The organism is Pseudoalteromonas denitrificans DSM 6059, assembly GCF_900112265.1.
Classification (GTDB): domain Bacteria; phylum Pseudomonadota; class Gammaproteobacteria; order Enterobacterales; family Alteromonadaceae; genus Pseudoalteromonas; species Pseudoalteromonas denitrificans.
Genome location: NZ_FOLO01000011.1, coordinates 86,265 through 102,898, shown reverse-complemented (window position 1 = coordinate 102,898; position 16,634 = coordinate 86,265). Strand labels below are relative to the sequence as shown.

At 35.6% G+C, this 16,634-nt stretch carries 11 protein-coding genes and 1 tRNA gene; 9 read left to right on the top strand and 3 right to left on the bottom strand.

Annotated features, from left to right (window positions below):
• The first annotated feature begins 429 nt into the window (after window positions 1-429).
• Window positions 430-3,186 carry a DNA polymerase I gene (polA, locus tag BM088_RS09630; RefSeq protein WP_091983185.1) on the top strand — a complete coding sequence of 919 codons (2,757 nt, stop codon included), beginning with the start codon at window positions 430-432 and terminating at the stop codon, window positions 3,184-3,186.
• A 106-nt stretch (window positions 3,187-3,292) separates the two neighbouring features.
• Here polA and BM088_RS09625 read toward each other — a convergent pair whose 3' ends face one another.
• A complete protein-coding gene (locus BM088_RS09625) occupies window positions 3,293-4,198 on the bottom strand; it encodes an AraC family transcriptional regulator (protein WP_091983184.1) in 906 nt (301 codons plus the stop codon).
• Window positions 4,199-4,327: 129 nt separating this feature from the next.
• Here BM088_RS09625 and exaC point away from each other — a divergent pair, with 129 nt between their 5' ends.
• The 3 genes from exaC to BM088_RS09610 all read left to right on the top strand — a co-directional run bounded on the left by exaC (window position 4,328) and on the right by BM088_RS09610 (window position 10,486).
• Complete coding sequence (exaC, locus tag BM088_RS09620; protein WP_091983182.1) at window positions 4,328-5,848, top strand: acetaldehyde dehydrogenase ExaC; 1,521 nt, start codon at window positions 4,328-4,330, stop codon at window positions 5,846-5,848.
• 107 nt (window positions 5,849-5,955) lie between these two features.
• Window positions 5,956-9,918 (top strand): PKD domain-containing protein, encoded by a 3,963-nt coding sequence (locus BM088_RS27555; RefSeq protein ID WP_218156487.1) that lies wholly within the window; start codon window positions 5,956-5,958, stop codon window positions 9,916-9,918.
• Between the two features lie 157 nt (window positions 9,919-10,075).
• Window positions 10,076-10,486, top strand: coding sequence for a hypothetical protein (locus BM088_RS09610; protein ID WP_091983180.1), 411 nt, complete (start codon window positions 10,076-10,078; stop codon window positions 10,484-10,486).
• Between the two features lie 100 nt (window positions 10,487-10,586).
• Here the strand turns inward: BM088_RS09610 and BM088_RS09605 are convergent.
• Window positions 10,587-10,663 (bottom strand) — tRNA-Ile (locus BM088_RS09605).
• Between the two features lie 268 nt (window positions 10,664-10,931).
• Here BM088_RS09605 and BM088_RS09600 point away from each other — a divergent pair.
• Window positions 10,932-11,327 carry an acyl-CoA thioesterase gene (locus BM088_RS09600; RefSeq protein ID WP_091983178.1) on the top strand — a complete coding sequence of 132 codons (396 nt, stop codon included), beginning with the start codon at window positions 10,932-10,934 and terminating at the stop codon, window positions 11,325-11,327.
• Window positions 11,328-11,376: 49 nt separating this feature from the next.
• Here the strand turns inward: BM088_RS09600 and BM088_RS09595 are convergent, their stop codons facing one another.
• On the bottom strand, window positions 11,377-11,748 hold the full coding sequence (locus tag BM088_RS09595) for an META domain-containing protein (protein ID WP_177208002.1): 372 nt from the start codon (window positions 11,746-11,748) through the stop codon (window positions 11,377-11,379).
• Between the two features lie 554 nt (window positions 11,749-12,302).
• Between BM088_RS09595 and thiC the strand changes: the two genes are divergently transcribed.
• The 4 genes from thiC to BM088_RS09575 all read left to right on the top strand — a co-directional run bounded on the left by thiC (window position 12,303) and on the right by BM088_RS09575 (window position 16,523).
• The gene (gene thiC / locus BM088_RS09590; protein WP_091983175.1) at window positions 12,303-14,267 is read left to right on the top strand and encodes a phosphomethylpyrimidine synthase ThiC; all 1,965 of its coding nucleotides are present in this window, start codon (window positions 12,303-12,305) and stop codon (window positions 14,265-14,267) included.
• 83 nt (window positions 14,268-14,350) lie between these two features.
• On the top strand, window positions 14,351-15,451 hold the full coding sequence (gene thiO, locus BM088_RS09585) for a glycine oxidase ThiO (protein ID WP_091983173.1): 1,101 nt from the start codon (window positions 14,351-14,353) through the stop codon (window positions 15,449-15,451).
• Between the two features lies 1 nt (window position 15,452).
• The gene (gene thiS, locus BM088_RS09580; protein ID WP_091983172.1) at window positions 15,453-15,662 is read left to right on the top strand and encodes a sulfur carrier protein ThiS; all 210 of its coding nucleotides are present in this window, start codon (window positions 15,453-15,455) and stop codon (window positions 15,660-15,662) included.
• A 42-nt stretch (window positions 15,663-15,704) separates the two neighbouring features.
• Window positions 15,705-16,523, top strand: coding sequence for a thiazole synthase (locus BM088_RS09575; RefSeq protein ID WP_245763788.1), 819 nt, complete (start codon window positions 15,705-15,707; stop codon window positions 16,521-16,523).
• Window positions 16,524-16,634 lie beyond the last annotated feature (111 nt).

Here is a 16,634-nt window from a genome sequence, read left to right as displayed (position 1 = left end):
ACTCTTTCGTTTAATTACTTAAATGTAATTTAACGCTTAATTTATAAAAAAATTAAAAATATTTCAAAGGATCTATATGATCTTAGATCCTTTGTGGTAGTATACCGCCTCTGTGAATTTTGATGAGATTAATTTTAATACAAATTGTCATTAAAGATTCATCAAAAAAATAATGTTTCCACATAAGATTAAAATTATAAAACAATAACAATTAATCTGTCCTGAAGTAGATAACAGCTTAATATATAAAGGTTTTAATGCACTCTAATTGATTTTTATGTCATTTGGAGGATTTTTGATATTTTTTTTATCTACACACTTATCCACATCTTATTAATTATCATTTTAATAAGTCTGTCATATCGCATATTTAGGTTATTTGGGTATAATCCATCAATCACGGCATAATTATTATTAGGATCCATATCAATGGCTCAGATCCCAGAAAACCCACTTATTTTAGTTGATGGTTCTTCTTATCTTTTTCGGGCGTATCACTCACCCCCACATTTTGTTAACTCTAAAGGTGAACCAACTGGTGCTATTTATGGCGTAGTTAATATGCTAAAAAGCTTGGTTAAACAGTTTGATCCAAGTCATGTTGCAGTAATATTTGATGCAAAAGGCAAAACTTTTCGAAATGATATGTATTCTGACTATAAAGCGAATCGTCCGTCTATGCCGGATGATTTACGTTGTCAAATTGAACCGCTCCATAAAATAATAAAAGCCATGGGTTTTCCACTGATCAGCATTGGTGGCGTTGAAGCCGATGACGTTATTGGTACTTTTGCACGTATCGCAACTGAGAATAAACGGGACGTTTTAATATCAACGGGCGATAAAGATATGGCTCAGTTAGTTAATGAGCATGTCACCTTAATTAATACTATGACAGACGAAGTATTAGATTCAGATGCCGTTGTTGAAAAATTTGGTGTTGCACCGGATCGCATCATAGATTATCTCTCATTAATGGGTGATAAAGTTGATAATATTCCTGGCGTGGAAGGCTGCGGGCCTAAAACTGCGGTTAAATGGATTGAAAAATACGATACATTGATAGGTGTTATTGATAACGCTAAATCGATCAAAGGCAAAATTGGTGAAAAACTCGCGGCTGCGATCCCACACTTACCACTGAGTTATGAATTAGCAACGATCAAACTTGATGTTGCATTAGACGAAGATCTTGAAAGCCTAAAAATTGTTGATCCAGATAAAGATCTGTTGATCCAATATTATGCTGAATCTGAATTTAGACGTTGGATTGCGGATTTATTGAAAAACAAACCCACTAAAACAAAAGCAAAAAAAGTGGCTAAAACTGAAACAGTTGAGTCAAGTGAAGAAACGCCAGTTGAAGTACCAAATGTAGACGCAGACTATACAACAATTTTAACTGAAGAAGCGTTAGATATTTGGATTGAAAAGCTTAATGCTAGCGAACTATTTGCATTTGATACTGAAACTACAAGTTTAGATTATATGCAGGCTGATTTAGTTGGAATGAGCTTTGCGGTAAAAGTTGGGGAAGCTGCTTATTTACCACTTGCACATGATTATTTAGATGCACCAGAGCAATTAGATAAAGAATTAGTATTTAAAAAACTAGGTCCAATTTTAGCTGATGAAAATAAAGCCAAAGTAGGACAAAACCTTAAATATGATAAAAGTGTATTAGCGCGTGCAGGTTATGAATTAAATGGCATTGCGTTTGATACTATGTTGGAGTCATACACATTAAATAGTGTGTCAACTCGTCATAATATGGACGCTTTAGCATTAAAGTTTTTGAATCATACTAATATTAGTTTTGAAGAGATTGCTGGTAAAGGTAAAAAACAATTAACCTTTAATCAAATATCCTTAGAGCAGGCTGCACATTATGCTGCAGAAGATGCCGATATTACGTTACGTTTGCATCAAGAAATTTGGCCTCAACTTGATAAAGATCCAGAGCTTAAAAGTGTGTTTACAGATATTGAGCTGCCGCTATTAAGTGTGTTATCTGATATAGAAAGAACCGGTGTAAAAATTGATAGTCAAATGCTCACTGCGCAAAGTCAGCAGCTAGGAGAACGATTGATTGAGCTTGAAAAAGCGGCCCATGATTTAGCTGAAGAGCCTTTTAACTTAAGTTCACCTAAACAGCTTCAAGCTATTTTGTTTGAAAAAATGCAATTGCCAGTTATTAAAAAAACCCCTAAAGGTGCCCCTTCTACTGCTGAAGAAGTATTAAAGGAGTTAGCGTTAACTTACTCTCTGCCTAAGATAATAATGGAGTATCGTGGTTTATCTAAGTTGAAATCTACTTACACAGATAAATTACCGCAAATGGTGAACGAAGAATCTGGACGCGTACATACTTCATATCATCAAGCTGTAACAGCAACAGGGCGCTTAAGTTCTACCGATCCTAATTTACAAAATATTCCTATTAGGACAGAAGAAGGTCGCCGTATTCGTCAGGCGTTTATTGCTGATGAAGGCCATAAAATAATGGCTGCCGATTATAGCCAGATTGAATTACGGATAATGGCGCATTTATCACAAGATAAAGGTCTATTAACAGCATTTGCTAGCGGTAAAGATGTACACAGTGCAACAGCATCAGAAGTATTTTCTGTACCGCTTGATGAAGTTACAACTGACATGCGCCGTAAAGCAAAAGCAGTTAACTTTGGCTTAATTTATGGTATGTCGGCATTTGGTTTGGCTAATCAGTTAGATATTCCACGTTCTGAAGCACAGCACTATATGGATACTTATTTTGAGCGTTTCCCAGGTGTATTAACCTATATGGAAACGACACGTGAGAAAGCAACGGAGCAAGGTTATGTTGAAACCTTGTTTGGTAGACGTTTATATTTACCTGATATTACAAAAAATGGACCACGCAAAAAAGCGGCTGAGCGTGCTGCTATCAACGCGCCTATGCAGGGAACTGCGGCTGATATCATCAAAAAAGCCATGTTAATTGTGCATCAATGGGTTAAGCAACAACCCAAAGATACAATTAAAATTTTAATGCAAGTTCACGATGAATTGGTATTTGAAATTAAAGAAGATTGCTTAGAGGCTTATACAACAAAAATTTGTGAGCTAATGTCACAAGCCGCTAAATTAGATGTGCCATTAATCGCAGACTCTGATTTTGGTGATAACTGGGATCAAGCCCATTAAAAAATAAATTATTATTTTATAAGTATAAAAAGGTTTTATTGTAATGAGTAAAATCTTTTTTATTGCAGAGGGTAATATCATTTCTGATAATTAAGTGACTACTTTATTAACCTAATTGGTATTGTTGAAATGTTTTAGGACTCGTACCATAAAACTGTTTAAATACACGACTGAAATGACTGCAACTGGTAAAGCCAAGTTCAAAACATACTTGCGTAATTTGTCGTCCAGAGCTTATTAATTCATGTGCTTTTTTTAGGCGTTGCTGTTGCTGAAATACGAATGGTGTACAGCCTAAATTTTGCTTAAATTCATTAAAAAATTTAGTTCTACTCATGCAAGCAAGTTTGCACAGGTGCGCTATTTCTATATTGTCAGCTAAGTGTGTTTCAATATAATTTATCGCTGCTGTCATGCCGCTGAAATCACTTTGTAGCATACAAAACGACATCATTAGCGCTCTACTTTGTTGTCTTAACAACCTTATCGTCAGTTCATTTACTGCTAAATCTATCATAAAGCTGCGATCTTGATGATTTTCGCTATATATATGGGTCATTCTCTGTAAAAGCGTTTGGGTTTGTGCATTGTGACGGGTATGCACTATTTGTGGTTGATATTGCCAATCGCCAAATTCTTTAGATTTCTGCTGGCTGTAATTGAGCTGCTCTGCTATTTGAGTAATACGGTCTGATGATATTTCAATGGCTAAACAGCGTGTTGGTTGCGTTAATTGCGCAATAGGGAAATCAATTTCAACGATTTGATTGGGTGCCATCACAAAAGACTCGTGGGGAAAAAAATCACTATGATAGTTATCATCACTATGCATGATTTTTTTACCACTGATCATGGCGCAAAATAGTGGTTGATCTGATTTGAGCTGTACTTTTTGTGCAGGCTCAAATGTATCGTAAATACTCAGTTGTGACTGTGGTCCATTAAAGCTTATTTTATTTTCTACCAAAACCTTTGGCTCAGTTTTTTTATTATTAAGAAACTCGGTGATCATCATTTTCCTTCAATATGAATTTACACTTTGTACTGACAGTCAACTTTTGTGAATTAGCAGTACAGTTTATGACACTTTTTTAAGATAAGTTCAAATATTAGCCATATAAAAAATAAAAAGGAAAGTGTCATGATTTACTCAGCACCAGGAACTGACGATGCAGTAATGAACTTTAAACCTAGATATCAAAACTTTATAGGTGGTCAATGGGTTGAGCCACAAGATGGGCAATATTTTGATAACTTAAGCCCGGTAAATGGCAAGAAGATCTGTGAGATCCCTCAATCTAATGAAAAAGATATTGAACTGGCACTTGATGCGGCACATAAAGCCAAAGGTGCTTGGGGAGCAAGCTCAGTTACAGTACGTTCAAATACCTTACTTAAAATTGCTGATCGTTTAGAGAAAAACTTAACTTTATTAGCAGTTGCTGAAACTTGGGATAATGGTAAAGCAGTACGAGAAACTTTAGCTGCTGATATTCCATTAGCAGTTGATCATTTTAGATACTTTGCTGGTTGTTTACGTGCACAAGAAGGCAGTATAGGTGATATTGACGAGAATACTGTGTCCTATCATTTTCATGAACCGTTAGGTGTAGTCGGTCAAATTATTCCTTGGAACTTTCCTATTTTGATGGCTGCTTGGAAGTTAGCGCCAGCATTAGCTGCAGGTAACTGTATTGTATTAAAACCTGCGGAACAAACACCTGCATCTATTTTGGTATTAATGGAGCTAATAGAAGACCTATTGCCAGCAGGCGTACTTAACATAGTAAATGGTTATGGTGCAGAAGCAGGTCAAGCACTCGCAACCAGTACACGTATAGCAAAAATTGCATTTACGGGTTCTACACCAGTTGGCTCACATATTTTGAAATGTGCTGCTGAAAATATTATTCCTTCTACAGTCGAACTAGGCGGTAAATCTCCTAATATCTTTTTCCCAGATGTAATGGATCATGAAGATGATTATTTAAGTAAATGTATTGAAGGGGTTGTGCTTGCTTACTTTAATCAAGGTGAAGTGTGTACCTGTCCCTCCCGTTTACTTGTTCATGAAGATATTTATGAGGGATTTGTCGCTAAAATCATAGAACGCACTAAATTAATTAAACGTGGTAATCCATTAGACACTGACACTATGGTAGGAGCTCAAGCTTCACAAGAGCAGTTTGATAAAATATTACAATATATAGATATCGGCAAAGAAGAGGGCGCAGAGCTATTAATTGGCGGTGATATTGAGCAATTAAATAATGAGTATTCTAATGGATATTATATTCAACCGACTTTGCTTAAAGGCAATAATAAAATGCGTATTTTCCAGGAGGAGATTTTTGGCCCTGTGATCTCTGTTACGACTTTTAAAACTGAAGCAGAAGCTTTAGAGATAGCCAATGACTCTGAATTTGGTTTAGGTGCAGGTGTTTGGAGCCGAGATATGAATGTCGCTTATCGTATGGGTCGTAAAATTCAAGCAGGTCGCGTGTGGACAAATTGTTATCATATGTATCCTGCGCATGCTGCATTTGGCGGTTATAAAAAATCAGGTGTAGGGCGCGAAACTCATAAAGTTGCACTCGAGCATTATCAGCAAACTAAAAATCTATTAGTGAGTTACGATACAAGTCCCTTAGGGTTTTTCTAGTTAGATGCAAAATAAAAGAGTCTAACGATAGGCTCTTTCATTCTCTTTGCACATTTATTGTCTACTCTTAAATCTATTAAAGTTATTTGTTTTAGAGTAGGTGTATTGTGAAAAAGATAAAAGTTAGTTTATTTATTATTTTTTTATCATATCTATTGATTGCTTGCGGTGGTGGTAGTGAAAGTAATAATAGTGAAGCTGAAGTACCTGTAAATTCTGTGCCAGTTATATCTGGGACTCCAGATGCCAGTGTGATTGAAAACAATATATATCGTTTTTTACCTATTGCTTCAGATACTGATGGTGATCCGCTGTCATTTTCAATCGAAAATAAACCTAGCTGGGCCGATTTTGAGACGAGTACAGGAAATTTATCAGGTACTCCAAACTATAATGACTCCGGAATATATTCAAACATAATAATATCGGTCACAGACCAAAAAGTAGATAGTGCTTTACCAGCTTTTAGTATTGAAGTTATAAATAATAATAGGCTCCCAAGTTTAACGAGTGGGTTAAATTATGAGTTATCAGAAGCCCAAATTCATACTATAAAATTAATTGTTGAAGATCTCGATTTAGATCAAGTTTCAATATCTGTAAATGGGCTGCCTAATTGGGTCAATTTTGATTCCGTTAGTGCAGAGTTAACCTTATCGCCTTCCACTTCTGATTCAGGAACTTATTCTGATATTCTCGTTACGTTAAACGATAGCCAAGGTGGTATTGTTGAGCAAAATTTAACTTTAACTGTTACAGATTCTGTCATTTTAAATGGGCGAGTTATTGATGATTATATTAGTAATGCCATTGTTTATTTAGATACTAATAATAATGAACAGCTTGATGATAATGAACCTAATGTAAAAACTAATAGTATTGGAGAGTATCAATTAATTATAACAGCTGAGTTGATGGCTTTAGCTAAGTTAAAGGTTTTTAGGGCTTATATTGGAGAGGGGGCTAAAGATATTGGTAGACCTGAAAAAGATTTTAAGAATAACCCGCTCACGTTAGCTATGCCACCTTTGCCTACTTTAAACACTCAAAATGAAGTTTTAAGTGAATTATCTATTTCACCTTTTACACATCAAGTTGTGGAAAAAATTAAATCTGTACTGGAAACGGAGCAACTAACAACTGAACTTGAAAAAGCTAAAAATGAAGTTGTTGATGAGGTATTAGCTGAACTTGATTTATTAAACGGGTTAGTATTATCAAATGAAAATAAATTAAATTTAATTGAAGTTTTAAAAAATAATTTAATACTGGGAGATTTTATTGCTTTTGAAACTGCAATGATCCCCCAAGTAATCGCTGATGAAATCATAGATATCGAGTCGTTTGTAAATAAAGTTAAATCAGAAGTTCAGGTACTGGCACAATTTGAAGTTGATAAAGCCACAAATACAGCTCCTGTCGCTCAGGCAGGCGTAGATCAAAACATTGAACTAGGTCAAACAGTTAACTTAAATGGTAACGATAGTTCAGATGTTGATGGCAATGTATTAACTTATGCTTGGAGTTTATCTAAACCTCAAAATAGCAATGTTAATTTAGATAATACAACAAGTGCAACACCCTCTTTTATACCTGATATTATAGGGGAATATTCAATATCTTTGATTGTAAATGATGGCTTTATAAATAGTGTCCAAGATACTGTAAATATAGTGGTAACGAATTCAAATGTAGCCCCAGTAGCTAATGCTGGTGGAGATCAAGTTGTTAGTATTGGTGCGGTTGTAAGCCTAGATGGTTCAGCTAGTAGTGATTTAAATAATAATACTTTAACCTATTCATGGTCACTTAAGGTACCTATCAATAGTAATGCTAACTTAAGCTCGAAAGTAGTCGTAAACCCATTTTTTACACCCGATATCGAAGGGAGTTATATTGCAAGTTTAGTTGTCAATGACGGTATTGAAAATAGCCCATTAGATAGCAGTACAATTACGGTAATAAAAAATAATAATGCGCCTACTGCTAATGCGGGTAATGATATATCTGTTACAACAGGGAGCTCGGTAACGCTAGACGCTTCAGCTAGTTCAGATCCTGATGGAAATGCTTTAACTTATAAATGGAGTTTATCAATTCCTAACGGGAGCAGCGCTATGTTATCAAATAATAGTGCTGCAAAGCCTACTTTTACACCAGATATTGATGGCCCATATACAGCAACATTAATTGTAAATGATGGAACAATTGATAGTACGCCAAGCTCAGTGATTATTACTGCTTCTAAAACTAATGAAGCACCCATTGCCAATGCGGGGAATAATACAACTGCTACAACGGGAAGCACAGTCACGTTGGATTCTTCTGGCAGCAATGATCCAGATGGTGATCCACTGTTTTATAAATGGAGTTTAGCAATACCCAATGGAAGCAGTGCAGTGTTATCAAATAATAGTGCTGCAAAACCTACGTTTATACCCGATGTTGATGGTGTATATACGGCAACATTGATTGTGAATGATGGAACAATAGACAGTGCTGAAAGTTCAGTCACTATCACAGCTTCTAAAGCTAATAATGCGCCTACTGCTAATGCGGGTAATGATGTATCTATTACTACAGGAAGTTCAGTGACATTAGACTCCTCAGGCAGTTCAGATCCTGATGGAGATCCACTGTCTTATAAATGGAGTTTAGTAATACCCAATGGAAGCAGTGCAGTGTTATCAAATAGTAGTGCAGCAAAACCTACGTTTACTCCCGATGTTGATGGTGTCTATAAGGCAACATTAATTGTAAATGATGGAGTAATAGACAGTACTGCAGACTCTGTTAATGTCACGGCTTCTAAAGCCAATGAAGCACCTATTGCTAATGCTGGCGGAGATCAAACGCTGACTACTGGAATATTAGTAACTCTGAATGGTTCATCAAGTACAGATAATGAAAATGATACTTTGACATACAATTGGATAATACAAACTAAACCTACTTATAGCGAAGTGAGTTTATCAACTCAAACAGATGTAACAACAACATTAACTCCTGATATTCCAGGAGAATATGTTATATCTTTAATCGTGAATGATGGACAACAAGCGAGCTTAGAAGATTTAGTGAGTGTGACTGCTGTAAATACCAATGTAGATATTACAAATGATGAGTTTGTAAATCGAAATGATTCATGTACAAGTTATGTTGGTACATACTTTTCTACGGTATCAGATATAAAAAATAGCTCAAACTTTACCGGCAACATAACAATCACGGCTTCACAAACTAGTTGTAATTTAGTATCAGATTCTATTCCTAATCATGACTTTAATGATAATAGTGCTTCATTTGCAACTAACGTATCTAAAAATACATTAAATTATAATATCCCTGCATCACCCGTAAAAGCGACGAATGTAACAGATCTAACCTTAGGCACAACTAATGTCATAACACTTAATGGGGTTGAAGTTGATATTTTACCTGCAGCTTGCTACAACGAAGGAAATGAGCCTTTAGGGCGTGAAAAAGTGGGGTGTAATGATATGTCACATCCATGGCGCTACGACCCGATGTCTGCCTCTAATAATTTTGGAACAGATCAACATAATGCACATCCACAACCTACAGGTTTATATCATTACCATGGTAATCCAAAAGCAATGTTTGATCAAACATGTGATGTATCTGGAAATGCTTCTCCTGTTATTGGTTTTGCGGCTGATGGTTATCCTGTATATGGTTTATGTTTTTTAGATTCTCAAACAGGTTCTGTACGTAAAGCAACATCGAGTTATGCACTGCGTAATAATGGTGGTGTTAGGCAAGCGGAAGGGTCATATTTAACACCTACGGCTGGAAATGGTGGCATAGTGAGTGATAATTATGATGGTCAATTTCGAAATGATTGGGAGTATGTGCAAGGTTCTGGTGATTTAGATGAATGTAATGGTATGGAAGTAAATGGACAGTATGGTTATTACATTACAGATGCTTTCCCTTGGGTTTTAAATTGCTTTAAAGGTCAACCCGATGCGTCATTTATAACATCACCAGGCACACCTAGATTTTTAAATAAAGTACATAGTCATGGTTCTGAATCACATAATCATTAATTAAGTTGCTCAGTGATTAAATAAAAACCCCTTAAATTTATATTTAAGGGGTTTTTACTATCAATAAGATATAGATCAAGTTTATAAAGCTTATTACAACAATAAACAAAAATGTTAGGTAAACTTTTGCATCACTTATATATGTTCAGAGTTTCTTATGTTCAATAAAGTTTTTCATATTCCCATGTTGTTAGCTTGGACATTACTTGTTCTATTTATACTTGCATCAGATATGTTTCTTTATTTATATCAGTATTTGATTGCTTTCACTGTCTTAGCCGGATTTATATTTCAGCTTCATTGTTATATTAAAGAAGACTTATCAACTCAAAGTCCGTTTAGTCTAATTATTAATACATGGCGGTATATTTGGCGTACGGTATTAACTTTGTTTTTAACAACCGTTTTAATCATGTTATTAGCCATGATTTTTTATCCAGACGATTTTATTTATTATCGCGTAATGTCTGTGATTTTGATTCTCGTGACGAATATATTTTCTATATATCTTTTTTATGGCATGCAAAATATAAAAAACATTCCGATATTGAAAAATTTTTATTGGTAATTAAAAATAGGATATTGTGCATTTGTTATAGGTACAAGTAACATTTAAAATTGATTATTTCAGAAGTAAATATTAAGATGAAATGATTTGAATTTAAAAATGGTGGCCCTTCCCTGACTCGAACAGGGGACCTGACGATTATGAGTCGTATGCTCTAACCAACTGAGCTAAAGGGCCACTTTTAAAAGCTTTTAATATATCAATACTCTGATATTTGAAGCGGGTTGAAGTATATGATTTTTTTTTCCTGTTGTCATCACCTTGAGCGGTATTTTTATTTAATTTTAGATTGAATGCTTGTTTTGTGTTCGGTTTGTCTTTTTTTAGTACATTTTATAAATATACTTCTACTCGTTTTATCGGTTTTTATGATTTTCCTCTGTTATTTGATAAATTATCATTTTTATTTTAGAGCTTATTTATCAAATTAAGGAAAGACCAAAAAATGACATTTAAACTTGAGCTAAAAGTGCGTGATTACGAATGTGACTTACAGGGAATTGTTAATAATGGTGTGTACTTTAATTATTTAGAGCATGCGCGTCATGAATTTTTAGCTGCGAATAAGGTCGATTTTGCGCAATTGGCAGCTGATAAAATTAATTTAGTTGTTGTACGTAGTGAGATTGATTTTAAATTATCTTTAATTCCGGGTGATGAGTTTTATGTAGAGGTTGTACCTGAGCGAATTTCTAAGGTGAGGTTTGGTTTTAGGCAAAAGATAGTGCGTTTAAAAGATCAAAAAGTAGCAATAGATGCTTTGATTATTGGCACATCTTTAAATGAGCGGGGTCGTCCATTTTTACCTGACTATATTAATAGTGTATTTCCTGCTGAATAAAAACTGTAAGTAGGGTCGGAAGTTAAGCTCCAATCCTAATATTAAGTTTCTATTTACTCATTATTTTATTTAAACCACTGGTTATTTTAAACATGAGTTCATGTTTGCCTTTTATGGTGAGTATGTCATTTTCAAGAGTTATGTCAGACCAAGTGGATAAGGTATCAATAATATCTGTTTCTATTTTATTGATATCAGTGCCACAGGATTTTCGAGTCATGCCAATTTTATCTACTTTAAATTTTCCTTCCTCTATGATTGCTTGACCAAAAAAACGATTGCAACCGGCAAAGCCATTTGTACGCATGGCTTCAATAAACTCAATATTCACAACTTTTATTGTTTCAACTGCTTTTTTGTCTATTGTATGTAATTTAAAGTTTTGGTGTTTTAGTTGGTCACCATCTACTGTTTTTGTCATTTGACAACCACTAGTAAATAAAACGCAAATACTCGCTAAAAATGCAGTTAATTTCATGAAAAAGCTCAATATTATTTTAAATAGATCTAATTTATTAATAGTAGCAAAGTTTTAAAATATTTTTTGCAGCTATTTTGTTAATTATTCAACATTTTCTATGACAAAATCTTTATGGAAATGTTCATTTTATTCTTACGGTATTACTTGCCTTACAATCTGAATATAAGTAAGCTGCTGGCTGTTACTTGTCGGAGTGCTTTTGATATACATTTTATTGTATATATTAAGCTGAGATCGCATTTGCGGGATCCGTGAACCTGATTAGACGTCACCTTAGTGTGGACTATCTACGTAGGAAACAAGCTTCCCCACATAAGTTAGGGTTGTTTATTCCTCCTAATTTATTGTTTTTACATAATTGGGCTGAATACATCACTCAAATAAGGGGATTCAGGCTTTACATTGCCTGTATCACTTGAGCCCAGTTCACTCGTGCCTTTTGGCATTCTCTACTTTCCTGACAAGCCGTCATTAATAGCAATGAGGTTTATGTCATGTCACAAATAGATTCAAAAAGTAAAAAAGTAAAATCATCCCGTCGAGAAGAACGACAATCTGCTTCTGAGTATATTTATAATTTAACAGGTCAACCATTTCCGAGCTCGCAGAAAATATATGTTGAAGGCGATATACCCGGTGTTCGTGTTGGTATGCGTGAAATTACTTTAACAGATACTTATATTAGTGGCCCAGAAGATAACCCTATTGTTGAAAAAAACGATCCTGTATTAGTTTATGATACTTCAGGCCCTTATACCGATGAAGCGTTTGTACTAGACGTACGTAAAGGTTTACCTAAATTTAGAGAGTCTTGGATTGAAGGTCGAGATGATACTGAGCTATTAGAATCTGTGACTTCACAGTTTTCTCAACAACGTATGGCCGATGAAGGTTTAGATCATATTCGTTTTGATCATTTACCAAAAATTCGCCGTGGTATCGAAGGTAAAAATGTTACGCAAATGCATTATGCTCGACAAGGTATCATTACACCTGAAATGGAATATGTTGCTATTCGTGAAAATATGGGTCGCGAAAAAATCCGTGAAGAGCTGCTTTCTGCACAACATAAAGGTGAATCTTTTGGGGCTAGCATTCCTGATTTTATCACACCTGAATTTGTACGTGACGAGATTGCTCGTGGTCGTGCCATTTTACCAAACAATATCAATCACCCAGAATCAGAACCTATGATAGTCGGTCGTAATTTTTTAGTGAAAGTGAACGCGAATATAGGTAACTCTTCAGTGGGTTCATCCATTGAAGAGGAAGTAGAGAAATTGGTATGGTCTACCCGTTGGGGCGCTGATACGGTTATGGATTTATCAACGGGTCGCTATATTCATGAAACCCGAGAATGGATTGTACGCAATTCTCCTGTTCCGATTGGTACAGTACCAATTTATCAAGCATTAGAGAAAGTAAATGGTGTTGCTGAAGACTTAACTTGGGAGATTTTTCGAGATACGTTAATTGAGCAAGCAGAACAAGGCGTTGATTACTTTACCATTCACGCTGGGGTTTTATTACGTTACGTGCCTATGACGGCTAAACGATTAACAGGTATTGTATCTCGTGGTGGCTCTATTATGGCTAAATGGTGTTTAGCGCATCATGAAGAGAACTTTTTATATACTCATTTTGAGGATATTTGTGAAATATTAAAACAATACGATGTGTGTTTTTCACTAGGTGATGGTCTGCGTCCTGGTTCTGTTTATGATGCTAATGATGAAGCACAATTTGCAGAGTTAAAAACCTTAGGTGAATTAACTAAAATTGCGTGGAAGCATGATGTTCAGGTATTTATCGAAGGTCCAGGTCATGTGCCCATGCATATGATCAAGGAGAATATGGAAGAGCAAATTAAACATTGTGATGAAGCACCTTTTTATACATTAGGCCCACTTACAACAGATATCGCACCTGGTTACGACCACATTACATCTGGTATTGGTGCCGCCCAAATCGGTTGGTATGGCTGTGCTATGTTATGTTATGTAACACCAAAAGAGCATTTAGGTTTACCCAAAAAAGAAGATGTTAAAGAAGGTCTGATCACCTATAAAATAGCTGCTCATGCCGCTGATTTAGCAAAAGGTCACCCGGGAGCGCAAATTCGTGATAATGCGATGTCTAAAGCACGTTTTGAGTTCCGTTGGTACGATCAATTTAATATTGGTTTAGATCCAGAGCGAGCGCGTGAATATCATGATGAAACGATTCCACAGGAGTCAGGAAAAGTAGCACATTTTTGTTCTATGTGCGGTCCTAAGTTTTGCTCTATGAAAATTTCACAAGAAGTACGTGATTATGCTAAAGATCTTGAAGCGAAAGGCATAGATCCAAATAAATTAGGTGAGTCTATTGAAGTTAAAATGATAGATGTTGAGGCTGAAATGAAAGCAAAATCGGCGGAGTTTAAAAATGCTGGTGCTGAAATTTATCAACCTGTTTAACTAAATTTACGTATGCGAGGCAATATAGTCTCGCATTTCTTCATTGTGTGAACGCGGTTAAAACCCCGTCTACAGACTTTAATATGACAAAAAATAAAATTATCATAGTAGGTAGTGGCTTAATTGGTCGGTTAATGGCTTTGTATTTAGGTCGTCAAGGTCATGATGTTCACCTATATGATAAGTCAAATAAAAAAGGTGTTGGTAGTGCAGCCCGTGCTGCTGGTGGTATGCTAACACCTTTTAGTGAATCTTTAATTGCTGACCCTGAAATTGTAAAGATGGGTATGCAAGGTATATCTTTATGGCCTGAGATATTAGCAAGTTTAAAAGAATATACCTTTTTTCAACAAAAAGGCTCTTTAGTGATATCCCATACACAAGATGTAGGAGATATGCAGCGTTTTGTACGCCATATTCAAACACGCTGGCCCCAATGTGATATGCAAAAGTTAAATCGCAGTCAACTTTTGGATCTTGAACCTGAAATTGCCCGTCGTTTTAATTCTGCTATTTATTTACCTCAAGAAGGTCAGTTAGGGAACCGTAAATTGATGTCAGCTTTAACACATCAATTAGAAATAGAAGGTATAAATTGGTACTTGAATCGTGAAGTATCTAATGTTTCAAAAGGTAAAATTACCTGTAATGGACAAACGATTTTAGCCGATTTGGTAATAGATTGTAGAGGCACAGGTGCAGCAGATGATCTTAAGAGTTTACGTGCTGTGCGTGGTGAGTTGTTTCAACTATTTGCACCAGAAGTAAATATTCTTAGACCTGTGCGTTTAATGCACCCCCATTATCATTTATATATAGCGCCTAAACCAAATAAACATTATGTGATAGGTGCGACTGAAATTGAGTCAGATAATACTGGCCCCATGACAGTACGTTCTGCACTTGAGTTATTGTCAGCAGCTTATAGCGTTCATCCCGGCTTCGCTGAAGCTCAAATTAAAGAACAAGTAAGCGCTTGTCGTCCCGCTTTATCAGATAATTTCCCTGCGATTTATTCTGAAAATGGCTTAATCCGAATTAATGGTTTATATCGACATGGTTTTTTACTCGCGCCAATTGTATTGCAGCAAGCTTTGGTTGCTGTTTCTGATCAACTTTCATCAAGTATTGTCAATTTGTCAGATTCACGTCTGAAAAATCCACTTATTAAGCAAGTGAGTTAACATGAACATTTCAATTAATGCACAAGAGTTTCAGATCAAAGAGTCAATTTCTTTAGCAGATGTATTAATCGACTATAGCCTAAAGAAGCATATTAAAGGGAGTTTTGCAGTGGCGTTAAACTCGAAATTTATTGCAAAAGGTCACTATGCCAAAACAATTTTAAATGCAGGAGATAAAATAGATATTATGTCTCCTATAGCAGGAGGTTAATATGACAAGGTTTGCATATATAAGATGTATTGAAGATCGGAAATGTCTTATTTACTCCAACAGTGGGAGCTTAATATGACTTGGTCTATCTATGAAGAGGAATTAACAAACCGTTTATTAATTGGCAGTGCTTTATATCCTTCACCAGAAGTTATGAGTAAAGCTGTACAAGCCAGCGGTTCGCAAGTTATTACCTTATCACTTAAACGTCAAAACCCATCAGAGCATAGCGGTGCGCAAATATGGCAGCATATCCAAAAGCTAGGTTTGAAGTTATTACCTAATACTGCAGGATGTAAAACAGCAGACGAAGTATTTACATTAGCTCAAATGAGCCGAGAAATTTTTGCGACAGATTGGATAAAACTTGAAGTGATTGGTGATGATTATAACCTTCAGCCAGATCCTATTGAATTATTAAAATCTGCAGAGCAACTTATTGCTGAGGGCTTTAAAGTATTACCTTATTGCACCGATGATTTAGTGATATGCCAACGTTTATATGATTTAGGGTGTGAAGTGATTATGCCTTGGGCTTCACCAATTGGTACAGGTAAAGGTTTAATGAACCCTTATAATTTAGAAACGATTAGAATGAGGCTACCTGATGCGACTTTAATTTTAGATGCGGGCATTGGTAAGCCGTCAGATGCCTGTATTGCAATGGAAATGGGCTACGATGGTGTATTATTGAATAGTGCAGTGGCTTTAGCTGATGACCCTGTATTAATGGCACGTGCTTTTGCCAATGCAATTGAAGCCGGCAGCCAAGGCTATTTAGCAGGTATAATGCCACAAAGGCAAACTGCTCATGCTTCTACGCCAACATTAGGCACACCATTTTGGCATGAACAGGTTTAAAGCTAGATGAAGAGTAGGTTTAAATCATAAATATATGAAAGCAGTTCGGTCGTAGGTAAAAATTTATTGTAATGATAAGTATTTATCTATCTAAGTCAGTATTATCGATAT